At 43.6% G+C, this 20,999-nt stretch carries 18 protein-coding genes; 8 read left to right on the top strand and 10 right to left on the bottom strand.

Going from position 1 to position 20,999, the window contains the following annotated elements; genetic code table 11:
• Window positions 1–528: 528 nt before the first annotated feature.
• The 3 genes from K5609_RS07520 (at window position 529) to K5609_RS07510 (ending at window position 4,458) form a co-directional block, all read left to right on the top strand.
• Entirely contained in the window at window positions 529–702 is a 174-nt protein-coding gene (locus K5609_RS07520; protein WP_221076631.1) for a hypothetical protein, read from the top strand.
• Entirely contained in the window at window positions 675–3,059 is a 2,385-nt protein-coding gene (locus K5609_RS07515) for a di-heme oxidoredictase family protein (protein ID WP_221076630.1), read from the top strand. Before K5609_RS07520 ends, K5609_RS07515 begins: the two co-directional genes overlap by 28 nt.
• 82 nt (window positions 3,060–3,141) lie before the next feature.
• Entirely contained in the window at window positions 3,142–4,458 is a 1,317-nt protein-coding gene (locus K5609_RS07510; protein WP_221076629.1) for a glycoside hydrolase 5 family protein, read from the top strand.
• Between the two features lie 159 nt (window positions 4,459–4,617).
• On the opposite strand, the gene K5609_RS07505 is transcribed toward K5609_RS07510, so the two are convergent.
• From K5609_RS07505 to K5609_RS07495, 3 genes are all read right to left on the bottom strand, one after another.
• Window positions 4,618–5,463, bottom strand: coding sequence for a hypothetical protein (locus tag K5609_RS07505; protein WP_221076628.1), 846 nt, complete (start codon window positions 5,461–5,463; stop codon window positions 4,618–4,620).
• Window positions 5,460–6,095, bottom strand: a complete 636-nt coding sequence (locus K5609_RS07500; protein WP_221076627.1) for an LVIVD repeat-containing protein — start codon at window positions 6,093–6,095, stop codon at window positions 5,460–5,462. Before K5609_RS07500 ends, K5609_RS07505 begins: the two co-directional genes overlap by 4 nt.
• A 70-nt stretch (window positions 6,096–6,165) precedes the next feature.
• The gene (locus K5609_RS07495; RefSeq protein WP_221076626.1) at window positions 6,166–6,570 is read right to left on the bottom strand and encodes a hypothetical protein; all 405 of its coding nucleotides are present in this window, start codon (window positions 6,568–6,570) and stop codon (window positions 6,166–6,168) included.
• A gap of 267 nt (window positions 6,571–6,837) precedes the next feature.
• Here K5609_RS07495 and K5609_RS07490 point away from each other — a divergent pair, with 267 nt between their 5' ends.
• The gene (locus K5609_RS07490) at window positions 6,838–7,491 is read left to right on the top strand and encodes a tRNA-uridine aminocarboxypropyltransferase (RefSeq protein ID WP_246611956.1); all 654 of its coding nucleotides are present in this window, start codon (window positions 6,838–6,840) and stop codon (window positions 7,489–7,491) included.
• 412 nt (window positions 7,492–7,903) lie between these two features.
• Window positions 7,904–8,110: a cold-shock protein gene (locus tag K5609_RS07485; RefSeq protein WP_016401263.1), complete on the top strand. Its 207-nt coding sequence runs from the start codon at window positions 7,904–7,906 to the stop codon at window positions 8,108–8,110.
• 57 nt (window positions 8,111–8,167) lie between these two features.
• Here K5609_RS07485 and K5609_RS07480 read toward each other — a convergent pair whose 3' ends face one another.
• The 4 genes from K5609_RS07480 to K5609_RS07465 all read right to left on the bottom strand — a co-directional run bounded on the left by K5609_RS07480 (window position 8,168) and on the right by K5609_RS07465 (window position 12,684).
• Complete coding sequence (locus K5609_RS07480) at window positions 8,168–8,647, bottom strand: GNAT family N-acetyltransferase (RefSeq protein ID WP_221076625.1); 480 nt, start codon at window positions 8,645–8,647, stop codon at window positions 8,168–8,170.
• Window positions 8,644–9,522, bottom strand: a complete 879-nt coding sequence (locus tag K5609_RS07475; protein ID WP_221076624.1) for a methylated-DNA--[protein]-cysteine S-methyltransferase — start codon at window positions 9,520–9,522, stop codon at window positions 8,644–8,646. Before K5609_RS07475 ends, K5609_RS07480 begins: the two co-directional genes overlap by 4 nt.
• A 121-nt stretch (window positions 9,523–9,643) precedes the next feature.
• Window positions 9,644–10,399, bottom strand: a complete 756-nt coding sequence (locus K5609_RS07470; RefSeq protein WP_221076623.1) for a substrate-binding periplasmic protein — start codon at window positions 10,397–10,399, stop codon at window positions 9,644–9,646.
• A 113-nt stretch (window positions 10,400–10,512) separates the two neighbouring features.
• Window positions 10,513–12,684: a bifunctional 2',3'-cyclic-nucleotide 2'-phosphodiesterase/3'-nucleotidase gene (locus K5609_RS07465; protein WP_221076622.1), complete on the bottom strand. Its 2,172-nt coding sequence runs from the start codon at window positions 12,682–12,684 to the stop codon at window positions 10,513–10,515.
• 298 nt (window positions 12,685–12,982) lie between these two features.
• Between K5609_RS07465 and K5609_RS07460 the strand changes: the two genes are divergently transcribed.
• The gene (locus K5609_RS07460) at window positions 12,983–14,149 is read left to right on the top strand and encodes a 3-phenylpropionate MFS transporter (RefSeq protein WP_221076621.1); all 1,167 of its coding nucleotides are present in this window, start codon (window positions 12,983–12,985) and stop codon (window positions 14,147–14,149) included.
• Window positions 14,150–14,288: 139 nt separating this feature from the next.
• Here K5609_RS07460 and K5609_RS07455 read toward each other — a convergent pair whose 3' ends face one another.
• On the bottom strand, window positions 14,289–16,001 hold the full coding sequence (locus K5609_RS07455) for a carbohydrate-binding module family 20 domain-containing protein (protein WP_221076620.1): 1,713 nt from the start codon (window positions 15,999–16,001) through the stop codon (window positions 14,289–14,291).
• Window positions 16,002–16,988: 987 nt separating this feature from the next.
• On the opposite strand from K5609_RS07455, the gene K5609_RS07450 reads away from it, so the two are divergent.
• Complete coding sequence (locus tag K5609_RS07450) at window positions 16,989–18,416, top strand: YcjX family GTP-binding protein (protein WP_221076619.1); 1,428 nt, start codon at window positions 16,989–16,991, stop codon at window positions 18,414–18,416.
• Window positions 18,413–19,447, top strand: a complete 1,035-nt coding sequence (locus K5609_RS07445) for a YcjF family protein (protein WP_221076618.1) — start codon at window positions 18,413–18,415, stop codon at window positions 19,445–19,447. Before K5609_RS07450 ends, K5609_RS07445 begins: the two co-directional genes overlap by 4 nt.
• A 139-nt stretch (window positions 19,448–19,586) precedes the next feature.
• Here the strand turns inward: K5609_RS07445 and K5609_RS07440 are convergent, their stop codons facing one another.
• Window positions 19,587–20,279, bottom strand: coding sequence for an aspartate/glutamate racemase family protein (locus K5609_RS07440; protein WP_221076617.1), 693 nt, complete (start codon window positions 20,277–20,279; stop codon window positions 19,587–19,589).
• Window positions 20,276–20,998, bottom strand: coding sequence for an ABC transporter ATP-binding protein (locus K5609_RS07435; protein WP_221076616.1), 723 nt, complete (start codon window positions 20,996–20,998; stop codon window positions 20,276–20,278). Before K5609_RS07435 ends, K5609_RS07440 begins: the two co-directional genes overlap by 4 nt.
• Window position 20,999: the final 1 nt, after the last annotated feature.

Genomic DNA, 20,999 nt, shown 5'->3' with positions numbered 1-20,999 from the left:
AAAATGCTCCGCTAAGTGACCTGCCATTGTTAATGGCATGTTGCATTAGCGTGACTTAAATCTCAATTATCTTCTCCCCATTGATTATTCCAATAAATAAGCGCTAACCTACAAAAAGAAAGCGCTTTCTTTGTAGGTTAGGGAAACAACACCATGAATAAAATTTAATACCTATAGAACAATGGCTTACATTTATTTATAGATGTTAACTTAAACTTTAACTAGTAATGAAACCTGAAAATAAAGTAAGCGCTTCCCAAATGCTGAACCATAACCGAGGAGATCATTGTGTCGTAAAGTCATATTCACAAAAACTAAGACCGTATTCACATTGAAATAACAATAAACATTAAAACAACGTGTTATGGCTTCAACAAGTTTTCTGCCCACATTATATACGCCATGAAGTAGCAATAATCTGTCGCTCTTTGTTTTGGAATCAACTTACTGGGCTGATAGAAATAATTCTTAAAACCGAACCAACATCAATACAAAGTAGTTGATTGAACAGGTTCTTTTGGAGAAAAGATGCTTATTTTAAAGCACTATCTTAAAGCAACAATTATTGTAAGTATGTGCGCACTGCTAAGTGCATGTGGTGGCTCATCGGGGTCAGGTACAAGTGCAGCGCCAACAGATAGCGATTCAGACGGTATTAGCGATGGAGTAGATCAATGCGCAAATACCCCAATGGCTCAATAGTTAATGATATTGGATGTCCGATATCCCAAAACATCGATAGTGACAACGATGGCGTTGTCGACTCTATAGATCTTTGCGCCAATACACCTACGAATACTCCCGTTGATTCCCTTGGTTGCTCACTAGCAATAAGCGATACAGAAGTATATTTTGCTAATCAACGCCTCGTTGGGGGGCCAGATTCACAATCGCCAAACTTAACCTTATATGTATTCGATAACGATTTAGCCACTCCCAATAGCAGTGCTTGCAATTTAAGTTGTGCCGCAACATGGCCTCCAGTGTTAATAACAGATGGGCAAGCTTCGGGGATACAAGGTTTAACTAATATAACCCGAGACGATGGCTCTTTGCAGGCAGCTTATAATGGACGTCCTTTGTATTTTTATATCGCTGATGAAACGGCGAACGATATGAATGGTGAAGGCGTAAATGGCGTTTGGTGGAGTATCCCATACCCAGCTTTAGCCGATATATCTCCTCTTTTTGATAGCTCAACTCAACTGCAAGCCGATACTCAGTATGAAACTGATCAAGCTTTAGTCACGCGTTTTTCTGACCGACCGCGTACACGTCATGCGCGCGAAGACGAATTTCAAAGTTACGACCACTACATAAAATTCTACTTCGAGAATCGCGCTAGCAACATTGAGATCGTTGATTACGTTGCAAAAGGAGATGATAGCATTGAAATGAATGTTCGAACCATCTTCCCTCTAAATGATATTGAAGCTGAGAATCGATGGTGGTATTTGGGTCAAACTACCGTCGCTCAATATGCTGCGAACACAATAATGGACTACCTTGGTTTTGATGGCACCTATTACTACTATCAGCTCACTAGTAGTGAAAATAAACGCCTAGGGCGACCCATACAAATTGGTGACAAGCTAGAATTTGAAGTGAGCCAGTTTAGCGCAACGGGGATTCCTCGTGGGCAAGCCAACTATTATGGCACAACCTTTCTATACATTGTCGGCGAAGGAATTGTTCCTTGGTATACCCTTAACTCTGGCCCCTACCCCGAAGACAGCGCCAGAATACCCGAACAGTATTGGCTAGGCGGCCGAACTAGCTTGCACTATCAATACACCAACGAACCTAACGACCACTTCATGCAAATGGCCACAAATTTGAGTTATGACAACGGCCAAACCTTTCTGTTAGGGCGGCGAGTTCATCACTCTTCATTTGTTGATGGCAGCCATGATGAAGATGCCGATAACGGCATTTTTGAAGAAAACATCGGTTTATCTGGACCACGTTATGTAAACCAACGTTGTAGCAACTGTCACGAACGTAATGGTAGTGCACCAGTTGCGGAAAATAATGAATTACTCGATCGCTGGGTGTTCAAAGTAGGAGACGTCAACGGCAATCCTGATCCTGCCATTGGCCGAGTGCTTCAACCTAATGGAAGTCAAAGCGAAGGTGAAGTGTCTATCGCATCTTGGAGTGAATTAAGTAACGGCCTGCGAAGCCCTAACTATTACTTCAGTAATGGCACACCAGAGACATTTTCAGCACGAATTGCCCCCCGCTTAGTAGGGATTGGTTTGTTAGAAGCAATTCCTGAAACTGCCATTCTAGCACTAGAGGATCCAGACGACGCCGATGGCAATGGAATTTCAGGGCGAGCCAACCGAATAGCTGATCCGGAAAACAGCCAGCTTACTCGCTTGGGCCGCTTTGGTTGGAAAGCAGGCACGGCAAGTGTACGTCATCAGGTTGCAGCAGCGCTTAATACTGATATTGGAGTGCGTAGCTCTGTAATACCTGAGCTTGATTGTGGAGCAGAGCAAAGCAACTGTGGCAATACTCAACCGCTCATTCCCGAAGAAAACCTCAATAATTTAGTAACCTATATATCTACACTTGGGGTGAGACCGCAACGGGTATGGAAAACGGGTGTAGAAGATACTCAAGTTCTTGTTGGTGCCGAGCAATTTGAAATCATAGGTTGTACAAACTGTCATACCAAATCTTTCCAAACGAGTGAATATCATCCGCTCGCAGAGTTACGAAATCAAACTGTTTACCCTTATACAGATATGTTATTGCACGACATGGGCGATGAAACCGCAGATAACTTAGGTGAAGGTTTAGCAGAAGGTAGGGAGTGGAGAACCACGCCATTATGGGGCTTAGGTCTATCGGCATGTGTTACCGGTGGTGTTACTCCTGCACCAGTAGCAGAAGGCGCCGAAGAGTGTATTCCTCACCATGCTTACTTGCATGATGGTCGAGTTCGCAGCATCGAAGAAGCTATTCTTTGGCATGGTGGGGAAGCCCAAGCCACAACCAATGCATATGTTGCTTTATCAGCGTCAAACAAATCAGCCTTACTGGCCTTTTAAACTCATTGTAAATTTATTCACACATGGGCTGCCAAGTAGCTTCACTTAAGGTATGCCCATTACTTTCAAGGACATGTTAAACATGGAAGTTCGTGCAAAAGCTATGTTGGCGAAAGCCGCCTTGGTTAGTGTTATTGCAATATCACTATCGAGCTGCGGCGGAGACTCCCCCGAACAGCCAACAAGCAATGGGATCGTACGCTTGGAGCAATCCGACGGTAATTGGACAATGTATCGTTACGATGAACCCTATTATGTAAAAGGAATAGGCGGACAACACGCGCTAGAGTTAGCCTCAGCAGCAGGCGCTAATTCAACACGCACATGGAGCTCAGAAAATGCGGGTAATGTATTAGATCAAGCAAACGAGCTAGGAATGACAGTATTGCTGGGCATCTGGCTAAGCCACCAGGCCAGCGATTACAGTAACGAAGTCTATAAAAATAGTATACGAAATGAACTGCAACAACTACTCAATAACTACAGTGATCACCCAGCTCTACTGATGTGGGGTTTAGGTAATGAAATAAACCTAGGAGCAGATACCCAAGAGGCTTGGGAGTTCGTAGAAGAATTAGCGCAAATGGTTAACGCTCAGGATATCAATCACCCAACGATGACAGTTAATGCGGGCGCGTCTCTGGATACATTAAGCAACATAGCGCAGTGGGCTCCCAGTATTGATGTACTTGGAATTAATTCCTATGGTGGTGTTACCAGCACTGATGAAAACGTCACAGCATCTTCTTTTGATGGCCCCTATATGATTACAGAATGGGGGCCAAATGGGCATTGGGAAGTAGACGCTACCACTTGGGAACAACCCATTGAGCAAACCAGCGCCTCCAAACAAACATCATATATAGAACGATATGAATACATTACAGCGCAAACAGCAAGATGTTTAGGTTCATACGTTTTTCTGTGGGGGCAAAAACAAGAACGCACGCCTACTTGGTATGGCATGTTCGCAGAAACCTCAATAGCTTTAGGGCTGAACGGCGAATCCTACCCTGTGGTAGATGCCATGCAATATAACTGGACAGGCTCTTGGCCTGAAAATCAGGCACCAGTTGTCACCGCAATGACAATCAACGGGCAGCATGCCACAGACAGTATTACTATCGATGCAGGTCAACAAGTCACCGTGATTATCAGCGCAAGCGACCCAGATTCGGATAGCTTAACTTATATCTGGGAAGTACTTGAAGAGCCTACTGTTTTAGGAACTGGTGGTGGTTTTGAGCCAAGGCCACCCAAAGTAGAAGATGCAATTAACGGCAGTGCTGAAACTGTTGAAATGAGCATTGAAAGTGCTGGGGAATACCGGGCTTTTGTATATGTGATGGACGGCAATAATCATCTAGGTAGTGCCAATATACCCTTCTTGGTTCAATAGCATAACTTCAAACGAGAAAGCAGGCGGCTTGCAAACACAACTAGATGTGAGGAAAAACACTCTGTAAAAATCATCGATTAGCCCAGAAGTATTCTGCTTCTGGCACCAATGTTTAGTTAATAGGCAAGCAAAGGTATTCGCTTTACTTGCCAGTTTATTTTATATCGTAGGTATTTGACTCACCAGACTCAGGCCAGCATCACTAACGTCCAATTGAAGAACTCCAGACTCACCCACCAGTATTAATCCCTGCTCGGTGGCAATCACGTCCTTACAAGCAAATACATCATTAAGTGCTTGCCTAGTAAGAATATGGCTAAACTCAGCGGTATCTTCAGGGTTTGCCTCAAGTACTAAAGAAACCAGTCCTTCAGCAGCATCACAAACATAAAGCGTGCCCTCTCGAAGTGCTAAGCCAATGGGATCAGCGAGTTCTCGATACTCAGCCATTGATGTACTGTTTGGTCGTTCACTAGAAGCACCTTCATCAATTTCTTCTTGAGTTGGGGGTACATAAGCTAGGATATTGCTAATGTTTTCAACAAATATTCCATCCCGAAAGGTGATTTCGTTACTACCATCTCTGGTGGTGTAATAAGCCACTCCGTCGTGAGCGATGACTGGATCATAGGCAACAACATGACGAAGTTGCGCGATAAACTCGACAGGATTATCAGCCACACCAGTGGAACGATAAATGTCTACACCGCTTGAGTGGCCGAGCATCACATGGCTATCTTCATAAACGTGTAATGTTTCAGCTCTCCACGCATAACGGTCAACGAAGTCAGCCGATAACAGCGCTTGAGAGCGAAGTATCGAAACACTTTGTTCCATGTTTATTGCGTGAAGATCGCCTTGAAACTCAACTAGAGCGGCAAGGGATCCAACCTGCCCTGTACCGCTATATACTACGGTGCCACCACTTGAGCCTGACTCTGAGCCACAGGCAGCCATTAGTACTATCGCAATAGGTACACTAAGTCTTTTAATAAGCGTTTTCATAGCAGCTCCTCTAATGACCAAAAGTAGAAGGATTTACCATCGGCATTCTTATAACCAATCACCAAACCAATTTCGTAATCCAAGTACACGGATTCATACTCTTCAGTACTGTCACTAAACTTTGCAAATATGGTGGCTTGAGGAGACAAGCGATCATAGTCTGGGTAACTTAAAGCGAGCTCTTGAGTAAAAATGCTATTTAGATTGTTAAAATCAATCAGAACTAAATCCGTTAAGGCAGCAACAACCAGCATGCCTTGATGAATCAGCACGTCAGAAGCACCATTTACATGAACAAAGCCCAAATATATAGGCGCTTCACGATTAGTATTATCGAAAATGTAGACTCCTCTCAGCTCAGAAATAATAAACATGTAGTGCTGGTAAAGGTAAATCTTTCCGGAATTCTCTAAGCCGATAAACTCTTCGACTCTTGAGCCTGCATCGATATAAGCTTGTGTTAAGGCATTGCTATTTTCAGCGCTAAAGCTAACTTGTTTCTCACCTCTAAAGCTTTCCCAGTCCAAATATATTGGCTCAATGGCGCAAATAGCTTCACTTTGATCTGGGTAAGTACAAATGTATCTAGCCTTTTGATCAACAGTTGGTGATTGATAGCTACCTAGCATCATTGCACTGCCAACTACTACCGCAAGAGGGATAGCAAACTGGCTTTTCGTCGGCTTAATGATTGCTTTTTGATTATGCTGAAAAGCCAAATGGTAGAGAAATAGTCGCTACAATAAGCGCCGTAACATCCATCCATTCGAAATTGCCATAGCTCAGCACCCCCAGAGTTTCAGTAGCTTGACCAAACTCAAAAGCCAGATCGACAGCTAACCAACAAATCGGTATTACTAACCAGCGTTTCCCTGCCGTGCCTAATAAACCCGCGGTGAACAAGCTCATGCCCACTACGTGCAGAAAACTAGGGAACCACTCTGAGGCATAGCGAGGGAGCATAATGGGATTTGCAGAAAACTTTATCCATTGATAGGCCGGAAGCGCATCAAACAGTATTTGAGGCTCCCTAAAATTGGCATAAAACAACATGCCTATTACCCCGTTAAGAATTCCCCACCAAAACAAACTGGGAGATTTAATCATAGTTACTTCCTTGTACAACAAAACTAAACCAAGCAACCTTAACAAAAAGCTCAACAAAGCCAATAAGCCCATGATTAAACGTTGATAATCATACAAGATGAATATTAAAGATGTGAATGAAAGCGCTATCAAAACTATTCATTTAACAGGAACATTTGGAGGTACAGCTAATTTACCAATGCAAACAACAGGCAACTACCACTGGCTTGTTCGTGTTGAGCTAAGGCTTAGCGTATACTGGCTTCCTTTACTTACGCCCTATTACTTGTGAATCGCTTTCTAGAACTCTACGCTCAGCGCAAAGCTGCCACTACCCAATTTAAAGGCCGAGGGGCACGCCGAGTGCGTTGCCAAACCTGTCAAATGCCTCAGCAGCACTGCTTTTGTGAGCAAGCTATTTTACAAGATAGCGATTGTGGGTTTGTGCTACTAATGCACAACATGGAAGTATTGCGCCCAAGTAATACCGGGCGATTTATCGCTGACCTTATCCCAGACACCTACGCCTTTATCTGGCAGCGAACCGAACCTTGTGAAGATTTATTAACTCTTTGCCAACAGCAACAATGGCAACCCTATGTGGTATTCCCTGCCGCGTTTAGCCAGCCTGAGAGAGTTCATTACAAGGTAGAGCTTAAAGCAGGCCAAAAGCCGCTATTCATTATGCTCGATGGCAGCTGGCGCGAGGCCAGAAAAATGTTTCACCAAAGTCCATGGCTAGATAGGTTTCCGGTAATTTCAATAAACCCTGAACAAGCTTCCCGGTATGGGCTTCGTTCTCGGCCAATAAAAGGTCAGTGGGCCACCGCTGAAGTAGCGGCTCAGTTGTTGGCGATGAGCGGTGAAGAAAGTAATGGCAAACAACTTGCGCAGCGTTTTAGTCAATTTACTCAGCAAACTCTCGCAGGTAGAAACTGCTAACTCGAGTCGCTTGATCTTCTAAGCTAATTTATCCAGCAGTTTGTTGGGGGTTTAATACAAGATCGGGGCTTTGACGGGTAGCTAGGCTACACACTCCTTGCCATGCATTAAACGACGCCACCTCGAACAAAATTTGACCACCAAGGGTAAACGGCCCCTAGTGTTAACCACCAGTTTTTACTCAATTTAACAGCGAATTAAACTACTACTTTCGTGAGATACATCACGCATTGAAAACGTTATCAAGCAAAAGTGCTTTTGCCACGTTTTGTCACTATGCCTTGGCCTTTAGTTGTTGTTATGATGTTGTCGCTTGATAAGACAGCGCATAATTTGAACAAAATTACTAAGCCCTGCAGAGCAAGCAAACTTAAAAATATAGAGTATTATTTCAATTGTTTCAGGAGACATAATGTCTAAGAGCACTGGTACCGTTAAGTGGTTTAACGAAAAGAAAGGTTTTGGTTTCATTTCTCAACAATCTGGCGCAGATGTGTTTGTACACTTCCGTGCAATTTTAGGAGATGGCTTTAAATCACTTGAAGAAGGCCAGAAAGTAGCATTTGACGTTGAAGACGGTCAAAAAGGCCCACAAGCGGCCAACGTTGAGGTTGTATAAACAACTTCTAGAAGCATAACCTTGGGATTAGGTTATGCTTCCTATTTCTTTACTGCCCTACTTTAGCTTCATTGTATAAATGTGCTGTGGCCCTGCTGGCCCTCCCCGATACAATACTTCACTGTCTTTAAATCCACACTTTTTATATAAAGCCTGCGCAGCGTGATTGCGGCAATTTACGGTTAAGCATAAAAATTCAAAACCTGAATGTAACCGAGAGACATAATCCTTAAGCAGCAAACCCGCTTGATATCCGTAACCTTTTTCTTGGTGACGATGGTCGATGAAAAATGACCTCAACAATACAGCCTTGTTCAGTGGCAAATTCTGGTGATATGGATAATGCTGATCAATCACAAAAAAACCGACTAATTGTTTATCAACCATCATCAAATGTGCTGATTGTTGCTCACTCAGTTGTTGTAAAATATCTGCGATGTTTTTTACGTAACTTTGCTGCTTCGGAGCAACTTGTAGCGCCAAAACCTGCGCTACATATTGTTCTGCAAAAGGCTGCAAGTTCATCTCTGGCCTCATGCACTCTCCCCATATTGATTATTTTGCTCAGCCAATACCGCTTCGCGGCCCATCATTAGTTGTTTTCTATCTAGCCCCCAGCGATAGCCGCCCAAAGCACCACTACTGCGAATCACACGGTGACAAGGGATGATAAATGCGATGGGATTTTTGCGACGGCACTGGCAACTGCGCGAGTCGCATTGGCCGAGGCTCACCTGCTGTGCCAAAAACTGGTAAGAACACAAACTGCCGCTAGGCACTTTTAACAAAGCTTGCCACACTTGCAACTGAAAATTTGTTCCTTTTAGCCATAACGATAAAGCTTGTTTAGGAGGCGCTTTTTGGCTAAATATTTGAGTTAACAAGGACCTTATCGCATCATCATCATGAATACATTTAGCTTTAGGCCACGCCTTGGTGAGCTCATCCAATGGTATTTGCTGCTGCTCTGCTTCACAGAAACTTAACTGGCAAATCCCTCTATGCGTAGTCGCAATAAATGCACAACCAAAGGGCGTGATTCCCCAGCCATAATGAATAGTTAAACCTTCACCTTGAGCCTTAGCCTCACCAGGTGTTACCGCTTCAATGCTTACAAATAAGTCGTATAAACGGGCACCACTTGATAAGCCAACATCGTAAGCAAGCTCTAATACCGAGCGTGATTCAAACAATTGATCGCGCGCTTTTTGCAAAGTGAGATACTGCAAAAAGCGCTTTGGCGATACCCCAGCCCATTGGCTAAATAAACGCTGCAAGTGAGACTCGCTCAACCCTAAGTCTTCGGCCAAATCTTTAAGTTCTGGTTGCTGCTGTTGGTGTTCAACTAAATAGGCCATTGCTTGGCTTATTTGCTGATACTCTCGATGCGATTGCAATGGACTTTGCTCCATAACGTTTCCTCACTAGCCTTTAATCGCAACTTTAACCTAATTGAATCATAGGCTCGACCCGATAATTGCAAAATAAGAGATTAGGAAATGTTGAGCAGTAAAATTAGCAAGCACCTTTTGATTAGTAGCCAAAATTCAGCACCTGTTGTTCAGCTTGTTCGATAACTTGGTCTAACTCGCCAGACCTAAGCATCGCCTGAATTACCTCATCCACTTTCGCGACTAAGTGGCGCTCTCGTTCATGAATATAATGATAAAGCGGGAACACCGCCAACGGCGCCGAATAAGCGATGTGTTCGTTAAGTTTTAATCGCTTCGAAGCGACTAAACCATCAACTTTATTCGTGAGTGCCACATCTGCTCGCCCTCGGTGAACAAAGCTTAGGAGTTTGTCAGTACTACTTAATTGCTCAACATACTTGTGATTAGCAGTAACATCGGCAGTATGTTTAACCCCTCTCACTACTACCAATTTATATCGCTCTAAGTCAGACAAGGTAGATATTGCTAGCGCTCGTTCGCTTAAGTAAAACGCGGTGGTGTTCAGTGAATAATAAGGTGTTGGCACACGAACCAATTGCGGGTTCTGCTCCCCATAACTCCATATTCGCATCACTTCACCATCAAGCATGCCATTTGATGCTTCTAACTGGGCCCGCTTGGCTGGCAAAGGGTTCACCTCTATGCTTAAACCCAGCTTTTTGTAAACCGCAGTTAATACAACAATTCCAACTTTTTGCTCAAATAGATGCTCAATAGCGGCGTACTTATAAGGGCCTTCGGCAAAGACCGAAGAACAAAATAGAAAACAGAAAACAAGCGCAATTTGACGAATACCCCACTCCTTATGATTAGCGGACTTATCAAAATTAACCAATAAGTTCTCCACTAATATTAGACTAGGCTTGTTTAACCGACCGACAAAAAAAGACGCACCGTTGTGCGCCTTGTGTCATTACTGCAAGCAAACTTTTGAGTGCTTACATCAACTTAATCGAAAGTATAGGTAAATATCCTAAAGCCTTCATTGTCTGCCACGTTGTCAAACTCTTGAGTTGGTGTAACCCGAGGCAAATAGGTATTTGCAAAACTCTCTGCCGCTTCTAGGTGCGAAGACAGAAACTCTACGGTAACTCCACTTGGCCCTACCAGCGTAAAGCTATGCGCATTGGGAAACTCTAATATGTCATTAGGGTCAGCAAGATCATCAGATTTTGCGTTCAAGTAGTTGTTCACTAAATCGCGGTTAGAATCCACTTCATCTTCATGAGCAATGCGCGCGTTTGCCACACCAGGCATCCAACTTTGCGACGCGCGGTAGTTATTTGTTACAACATAAAGCTTTTTAGTTAAGTCATTTTCTAACGCTTCACCGGCATACATAATGTTACTCATTCTGCGGCTGTCCGTTTGAATTAAGTTACCATTTGCATCGTAGACTAACTCGCCTATTTCGTTAACTTGGTAGCGAGGAGCTTGGCTAACATCAATGCTATAAGTGAGAAGACTCTCGCCATCGGCGTCAAAGCCGCCAAAGAACACATCAAAGTTGTAGCTACGGAACTGTTGGTGCAATAAGCGGTCACCCTCTTCAGCAACGGTTTGGTATTGCTGAGCAACAATCACTTCCATCCACTCGATAAGATCGGCCACTGTCAACTCAAGTACAGCAGGGGTATTGTTATCAAATACGTAAAGATCTGCCACACTCGCGCGAGTTAAAGCATCACCATCGATGTTGGTATAGTCTTCGCGACCTCCGCGACCACCTTTAAAGGGAGCAGATACCGACAACATAGTAATACTTGAATCTAACACGCCATCATCTTGCCAAGACAAGCCTTGAGAATATTGCGCTTCGTTCACGATTTGCACAGAAATGTCTGACTCAACGGCCGAAAAGTAGCTGTTAATTGGCTCATCAATATTGCCTATTTCTTCAGCCATGAAGTCCATGGTTCCTTCATGGTCTGAACTCACTAAATAGTTGACCATTTCATCTTGCAGATAAGGGTCCTCTTTTAGTGAACGTAAACTCGCGCTGCTCGACTTAACGGCCCAAGTTTCACCTCTGTCAGAGCTTCTTAAGGTTAAATCGATCACCCCAAGGTGATTACCCCAAAAGCCTGGCATTACGGCGGGTTTACCAAAAATTTTGCCATTAGGCGCATCAACACCTTCCATACCGTCGTAGGTATTGCTGGTTGTTGGGAAGTTGTTGTGGTCATGGCCAAACATCAAGGCATCAATACCGTCTACTTGCGCTAACTGCCAAGAAGCGTTGTCCATAAAGTCTTCATCTCGATCGCCGCCAGACAAACCAGAATGCGGAATAGCAACGATGATATCAGCGCCTTCAGCTTTCATTTTTGGCACATAGTGCTCAGCAGTCATCTTAATATCAGCAAGCATCACCTTACATTCAAGGTAGCGCTTATCCCAATTCAAAATATTAGGCGGAGTGAAACCAATTACCCCAACTTTAACCGTGTAAGTGCCGCCATCTGTAGCAGTAAAATCACGCTCAAGAATTTCATAAGGCGTGAAGTAAGGTTCAAATTGCTCGAAAAATGCAGCGTAGTTCCCCGCAAAGTGTTTATCGATATCTACCGCACAAGTCTCTGTATCTACAGCAACATTATCGGTTGGTTGTTTGCCTTCAAACTGATAAACGTTAGCGTTAATGTAAGGGAAATTAGCGCCTGAAGTTGCTGCGGCTAAGTAATCGAGTCCATAGTTAAATTCATGATTACCAATGTTACCCACATCGTAGCCTAGATAGTTCATGGCCTTATAAACCGGGTGAACGTTTCGCTCGAGATAAGCGACTCCTAAGTTGGCAACGTAATCCCCCATCGGGCTACCTTGAATCAAGTCACCGTTGTCAAACAACATGCTGTTTAACGCTTCTGCTCGCGCTTCCTTAATCAATACCGCTGTACGAGCTAAGCCATAATCTTGAGGGCTCAAGGCATTGTCTTTTGGAGAAGCGAAGTAATTATAAGGCTTCATGTTTGAGTGCAAATCGGTGGTTTCCATCAAACGAAGCTCCATCTCCAATTCATTGTAAGAATTGTTGCTGGAGTTGTCCCAACATGCAGTCAAGCTCACGGTAATGGCTGATGCAAGCAGCAGTTTATTCAGCGGAAAATGATTATCCATTTCAATCTCTAAGTTAAGGTAGTGTAAAAATCGACTACACCATAGAGACCGCAGGTTTCAGTTTTATTAATTGATAAATAAAGTATTTTTAGCATGATTGTTTTACATTTATTGGCAAACTAGCGTTACGAACTAACTTGCAAGGCACGCCCAGCCTGCACTGAGCAGACCACACAAAAGCATCAAATAAACATCACCCAACTAATCCGCCCTAAGACAGATTTCACTTTAGTATTCGCTTTGTTATTTGGAGATAAAGGCTATAATGCCGCCATATTGCAGTACAAGGTTCGGTAGTGTGTTTAAACCTAAAGCAGCCAGTTGGATTAGTTTATATTTTTCAGGATTGTTCTTTGCCTGGGGGATCTTTTTGCCTTTTTGGGCGCTGTGGCTTGAAAGCGAAGGCTTAGATCCAAGCCAAATAGGCATGTTACTCGGCTTCAGTATGCTGGCCCGTTTTCTTGGCAATGTATTACTTATGCCGCGAATAAAATCAGCCAAACACTTATTACCTGGTATTCGTTATGTAAGCTTTGCCAGTATCTTGGTTGTCGCGAGCCTATGCTGGTTAAACGGCTACTTTTGGTTAACGCTACTCACACTAGCCGCCAACTTTTTTATTGCCACCCTTATTCCTTTGGGTGATGCAGTGGCCACCAAATGGGTAAGCCAACTACAGCTAGATTACGGCCGCGTTCGCGTGTTTGGCTCAATCGCCTTTATTGTCTCTTCTACCCTATTGGGTCTTGGCCTCACCTACTACTCTCACTCACTCATTCTATATGCAACGCTTGCTTCACTGGTGGTGATGTGGGGTTTAAGCCTGCTCACGCCGGCAAGCCCGTTGGTCGATGAAGACCATGAAGGAGAGCCAGTAAGCAGCAAGCTATGGCCAGTGCTTAAACAAGCACACGCACTTAAGTTTGTGCTGGTAAGCGCCTTAATTCAGGGCTCACATGCGGCTTATTATGCCTACAGCACGCTTTACTGGAAAAGTATTGGCTATGCAGAATCGACCATTGGTTATCTATGGTCTATCGGTGTGGCATTAGAAATGAGCATTCTTATCTTTGGCAGTAAATGGTTTAAAAGCTGGAATGCCAACAAAATGTTTTTGCTTGCGGCAGTGGGCGGGGTTGTCCGTTGGGGTATTTTTGGTAGCACCGAAGTATTACCACTGATGATGCTATCGCAAGGCTTGCACGCCTTAACTTTTGCACTTACCCAACTCGCTGCGATCAAGTACATAGCATCAGAAGCACCAAGTTCTCAAGCTATCCCGCTGCAGGCATTGTACTCGGCTATTGCGCTAAATATGGGAACCGCCCTACTCACCTTCCTAAGTAGTGCCTTGTATAAGCCAATGGGTTCGGGGATCTTTTTTTTAATTATGGGCGGCTTATCTGCGCTGGCCATTCCGCTATTGTTACTTAACGCTAAGTCAGCAAAAGCGAGCAACTCGTGATTAAGCAACAACGACAAAATAGCAATGCTGAGTAACAAAAAATCCGAGTGTAATGAACTACACTCGGATTTGTTTTTTAGCTACTGCCTAGCCATAGCTTTGACTAGCGGTACAGTAGTACTACAAAGCAAGCCTTGGTTTAAAAGCTACCTGCAGTTGAAGCACCATTAGCGGTGTTCACCGCGTTGTTAGCACCCGATTGCCACTGAATAACATTGCTAGGGTCAGTTTCGTTACGAATTATACATTTCCATTCAATGTCGGTCGCCTGAGGAAGCTTGATGGTAGCAGTCCAGCTTGGGTAACTTGTAGGGCTAAGAAGCACAGCACTCGCTGCTTGCCAGTTACCTAGAGCCGCATTATTACCCACAGCGTAAACGCTATCGCCCATATTGGTATAGCCGTTATTACAAGTGAAGCTAACGTCAACCTCATCTGTTGGGCCAACACTCCCATCAGCTAACCACATTCTTGCTGAGCCAGCAGGCACATTAACGGTGTAGTAAGAGCTGTTAACCTTAAAGCTTGAACCAGTGAATACATCAACATAGTTTTTAGCGCTGTTTAAATTACTCGCGTTAATACTAATGTCTTTGGCATAGCCACATTTGTTAATACCAAGCACGCCAGCATCACCGCGACGCAAAACAATGGCACATTGGTCGGTATACAGTACTTCTTCGTCTGCACCTTGAACGCCATTGTGGAATTTAACCATAGCTTTTAGGTTGTCTTGTTTGTAATCATTAACCCAACGGCCATTATCAACACCGGTTGCATCACTAAATACCATTGGCACACCCTCTTGGCGACCCATAATATAAGCGTAAGCAAGGTGTTCATTAGCTTCGCTCATAATCTGGTAGCGGAAGCCGTCATTACTTGGGATGTCGTGGGTAATGGTAAAGGTAAGAGCTCGAATACCATCAATCGCTCCGCCCCAAGACTTAGGGTTAGCTAAGGCTTCTAAGCTACCATTAACATCAAAGGCATCACGTAACGTTTTCAGTAGTGGGAAATCATAAGCGCTATGCGAGGTTTCACGTAGGTAAGGTTCTAAGAAGGTATCGTAATCAGCGTTACCTGCACCAGCACCAGTGATAATTTCACCAAATAAATACATATCTTGCTTGATGTTAGCGTCGAACACTTGGTTGATATGCCAGGTGGTCATGTGTTTGGCAGCATCAATTCGAAAGCCAGTAACCCCCATGCTCTTAATGGCTTGAACATAGCTTTTTTGCTGTGCACGAACCCAGTCATTAGGGTCTAAATCTGGTAAACCCGGGTCGCCATTACCACCGCAAATACGGCCATTCATTGACTCCCAAACATCTGTCCAATTGGTGATACAGAAGCCTGCATGAAAATCACCAGGAGAAAACAGGTTATTATTTAAATCACCAAACAGCTTTTGTCTATTCCAGTAATCACTGTTACTTGCATAGTTGTTAAGAGTATCGCTGCCTGGGAAGTAGGTAGAGTTTCCACGCTCATTGGCCATCTGATTAATTACGATGTCAGCATAGGTATTAACTCCGTGCGCTTTCAAAGCATTAATCATGTTTTGGAAATCTTCTTTGTTACCGCGGTTGTTATCGATGACTCGATAATCTTGTGGCTGATAGCGTGCCCACCACTGGGTGTTACTACTATCAGATTTTAATGGCGGCGCGACTAAGACATTTGTGTAACCAATATCTGCGATTTCAGCTGCCTTTTCGGCTACCTCTGAATATCGCCAATCAAAGGCATGTAAAATAACATCGGCACTGGCCAGCTGTGAAAATACAGCTAATGAAGTACCTAATAGACACGTATTTATAGCATTCGCTTTAGTTTTGTATTTCATTATTAGTAAATCCTTTCCCATGATTACTATATTTAATGAACACAAAGACCAATTTATGGAATTAAATTATGTTGTTACAGCTTCGTTTAAAACAACGGAAGCAATTAATACATTATTTCTTAGCTCTAAACTTTACTTGTTACTTATAGATGAACAGTAATAACCTGTTCTGTAATCTTGTTTAGAAGCTAAGTCATAAAATCCTCATTGCGGAGATCTCCACTATTTTATCGCTGCATCACTGGTCCTTGTGGCTAATTGAGAGTTTATAACTCTTTGCGTTTACTGCCTTATCGACGCCGATAACATCAACAAAACATCAACTTCAGGTAATTTACTGACATATCAGTGAGTGTCAACGAAGAGGGAAAGAGATATTCTAAAGTGTGACGAAAGTGCTTATTATAGCTGGAGATTATTTTATATTACCTAAGGAAAAACGAGTGAATCAATTAAAAAAGCTTTTACTGCTTATTAAATACAGCTAATCATACAATATTTTTAACATGTATAAATATTGTAAATCGCTAGCTCCTTTCTCTTTTCAAATTTTAAATACTATTCCCACTATTTATTTATCTTCGCTATAAAATTAAATCAGTAGGGTGCGGCTGAAAGGCTAGCAAGGAAACATCATTAGCGGCTTACAAGCCCTTAGATGAACAAAGTTTAATCTTGGCTCCAGCCAAACTTTGCTACATTAGGACCTAGGCGAAAACCAGCAACAGTCTAAGGATTGCCCCCTAGCTTGAATATTGCGCGATACGCCCTGATATTATTAAGGTCTGTTGATGTTTCGAGCTGATTTTTGTAGCACTTAGCTGAATTATTTATACAAGGCCGAGGCTTTGAACTGCAGTTAGCCTAAGTGAGAAGCCAATAACGCTGCAGCAATGAGCCTAAAACGATATTCCCTAGAACAATAAGTTCCACCGAGAAAGGCCAACAGGCCCTCGTGTTCACCCATAAAAGGTTGTAGTTTCATTGATGAATTTATCTCGACTATCTAGCGTTAAAACGAAAGCCGATGACCTAGCCAAGCTAACTATGGATAAACACATGCGTTTAGCGGTAACAGGCTTAAGTGGCGCAGGTAAAACCGCCTTTATCACCTCCCTAGTCAATCAGTTACTATTGGGTGCAGAAAACCACCAACTGCCCTTATGGAAGTTGGCCCGTGAACACCGTTTTTTAGGGGCTAAACGCACCCAGCAGCCGCACTTACATGTTGCCAGTTTTGATTACCAAGGTGGCATGGATGCGCTACACACCCAGCCACCACGCTGGCCTTCGCCCACTCACGGGGTAAGTGAAATACGCCTCAAGTTGCGATATACCCCACAATCAATGCTGTGGAGAAAGCTCAACAACACCGCCACACTCAACCTAGACATTGTTGACTACCCTGGCGAGTGGCTACTTGATCTGCCCTTACTGGAGCAAAGTTATGCTCAATGGTGCGAACATATAGAAAGCAGTTTGCAGGACTCGCGCAAAACCGAACTCGCCAGTGCTTGGCAAACTATGGTGCAGGACTTAGATATTCATAGCACTGCCGACGAAAATCGCATGGCCGACATTGCCAATACTTACACCGACTACTTGCACCAATGCAAACAACAACTAGGTATGCACCACATTCAGCCGGGTCGATTTGTACTACCTGGTGAGTTGGCGGGTGCGCCAGTGCTGGCATTTTTCCCGCTACCAGCAGCGCTGGCAAATAGTCCTAGCAAAGATAAAAAACAACATAAACAATCATATCTAGGCTTGTTAGAACAACGTTTTGAATACTACAAAGAGCATGTAGTAAAGCAGTTTTACCAGCAGCACTTTATCAAGTTTGATCGACAGATCGTGCTGGTGGATTGCTTAAGCCCTCTCAATAGCGGCCACGATAGTTTTTGCGATATGCAGTTAGCAGTAAACCAAATACTTCACAGCTTTAACTATGGGAAAACCAGTTTACTGCGCCGCTTGTTTGCTCCCAAAATCGACAAACTGCTGTTTGCCGCCACTAAAGCCGACCATGTGAGCATCGATCAACACAACAACTTGGTGCAACTGCTAAGTGAAGTCGTCGCTGAAGGCAAACGCCATGTGAAATTTGAAGGCATTACTACCGATACAATGGCCTTAGCGTCCATTAAAGCCACACAAAGCGGTAAAGCCCAGCTGAATGGAGAAAGCATTTCTGCCATTAAAGGTATATTGCAAAGTGATGTAGAAAGTCAGCAACAAACTACTTTGTTTCCTGGTGAAGTGCCTAGCCAGTTACCCAAGCAAGATTTTTGGCGGCAACAAGGCTTCGAGTTTAGTCCTTTTCAAGCGCCAATCACCAGCCCTTATCAGGCTCTACCTCATCACCGTATCGACCAAGCGATTGAGTTTTTGCTAGGAGATAAATTTAAATGAATACCCCAATAAAGCAGCGCCAAGTGCTGCATACCGATGAAATCCCAAATGATAAAGCTGAAGAGACACAAGGCAAGCCAGCCCCACTGGCCAGTAAACAAGTGCTCGATGAAGAACTCAATTGGCAAGAAGACGACATTCAAGAGCAATTAGAACCTCTAGACATTGAACTGCATCCGATAAAAGCCAGCCCTTGGTTAAAATACGGCTTTAGCGCCGCCTTAGTTATCGCCTTTGGAGAAATGGCGCTAAGCCTTAGTGAACTTTGGCAAAGCTCGCCAACTCGCGCAGCAATATATAGCGCAGTATTAGCCAGCATTGTGATGGGTTTAGGAGCAATAAGCTTTAGAGAACTAGCCAAACTACGCCGCCTAAAACACTATCAAAAAGAACACCAATTAGGCGCAGCCTTACTTGACCAAGAAAGCAGTGATGGTTCAAAAGCTAAAGCCTACTGTGAAAAGCTGGCCAAACTACAAGGCTTAACCGACAGCCAAGAATACTTGAGCTGGAAGAATTGGCTAAGTGACAGCCATACCAGCAAAGAGATCGTAAGCTTATACAGCGAAACCGTATTAAGCCCTTTAGATAATCGCGCCAAACAAGTGATTAGCAAATGGTCTAGCGAAGCGGCAGTATTGGTTGCAATCAGTCCCTTAGCGCTAGTCGATATGCTAATTATCTTTTGGCGCAACATTAAAATGATTGAAGCCGTTGCCAAAATTTATGGTATAGAACTGGGTTACTTAAGCCGAATTCGGCTTATCAAACAAGTATTCGCTAACATGATTTACGCTGCAGCGAGCGAAGTTGTAGCAGATGTAGGTAGTGACCTATTGGGCGCAGAACTTACTGCCAAGTTATCTGCCAAAGCAGCGCAAGGCATTGGTGCTGGTTTGCTTACTGCCCGTCTTGGTTTCAAAACCATGGAGCAAGTTAGGCCGATACCTTGGACACTCAATAACAAACCCAAGACTCAACAGCTAAAAGGGATTTTACTGGAAAAGATAAAACAGAAAATCGCTAATTAAGCCACCATGGCCGCAAGATTTAGATCATTAGCGCAGATCGCTAGCTACTTGCTCCGCTAGGTTTCTGCGCTAGTTGTTTACTCAGCTAAACTCCAAACAATAATGCGTAATGTAAGTGGGTTTAATTATGGCGCCAATTTCACTTTTCAACGGCTTGCGCATACCCACCAAGCTTAGAGGTTTTTAGTCCTAGTTTAATTAGGCTCTCTGCTAAAGATACAGCACAGCTAACCCCGTCTAATACAGGCAAATTATATTTTTTCTGCAGTTTAGCCGCCAAGTCAGTCATGCCCGCACAGCCCAGAACGATAGCTTCAGCATTATCTATAGCAATTGCTTGTTCTATTTCTAAAGAGATCTTGGCCACCGCCTGTGGGTTGTGCTTCTCTAAAGCTAACACTTCAACCTCTGAAGCACGCACATTTATACATTTTTTGCTTAAACCATATAAAGATACATTTTGTTCTAGCAAAGGAACCGAGCGGGCTAAAGTTGTCACCACAGAGAACTTATTCGATATTAACGAGGCCATATGGTAAGCAGCTTCCCCAATACCTATAACGGGTTTGTCTGTTAAACAACGTACCGCGTTAAGGCCTGTATCATCAAAGCAAGCGATGATAATAGCATCGTATGGCGGGCTACTTTTGATTGCAGCTAACATGCCAGGCACACTTAGTGCGCCATCATAATACCCTTCAATTGAAGCAGGCCCCTGCAAAGAATGCCTAGCAATTACTTTTGTGCCCTCACTAGCTATTGCATTAGCAGACTGGGCAATTTTGTCAGTCATTTCAGCAGAAGTATTAGGGTTCACCAGCAAAATATTCATACTTCTCCACCTAAATAAGCTGCTTTTATTCGTTCATCATTTATTAAACTGGCAGACTCACCTTCTAGTACAACCTTTCCCGTAGATAAGGCGTAGGTTCGTTTAGAGATAGACATGGCCATTCGGCTATTTTGTTCTACCAAAAGCACGCTAACATCTTGGTCTCGTGAAATGGCAACAATTGAGCGAGCGATGTCTTGCACTAATTTAGGGGCAATCCCCAAGCTTGGCTCATCTAACAACAAAACTTGTGGTTTGGCCATAAGTGCCCTGCCAATCACCATCATTTGCTGCTCGCCGCCTGAAAGTGTGCTTGCTTGCTGGTGATAGCGTTCCCTTAATCGAGGAAAGCGCTCTAATACGCTGTCTAAAGTATTCGCTATGTCGGTTTTATCGCTACGAGTAAACGCCCCCATAAGTAAGTTATCTTTAATAGACATTAGAGGAAAAATCCGCCGACCTTCAGGTACCATCGCGATACCATCTTTAACAATATTTGCAGCGGATGTGCCATCTAAGCGCTGCCCTTGATAGTAAATGGCGCCCGAATGGATACTCGATAAGCCCGTTATAGCCCGCAATATAGAAGACTTACCGGCGCCATTTGCCCCAATCAAAGCAACTGTTTCCCCCTTATTAAGACTTATCGACACACCTTTTAGAGCGTAAACATGATCGTAATAAAGCTCTACATTTTCAAAGCGAAGTATTTCTTCCATT

The organism is Agarivorans aestuarii (genome assembly GCF_019670125.1).
In the GTDB taxonomy this organism is placed as follows: domain Bacteria; phylum Pseudomonadota; class Gammaproteobacteria; order Enterobacterales; family Celerinatantimonadaceae; genus Agarivorans; species Agarivorans aestuarii.
Note: the sequence above shows the minus strand (reverse complement) of the source record. Positions and strands in the feature narration are given on the sequence as shown.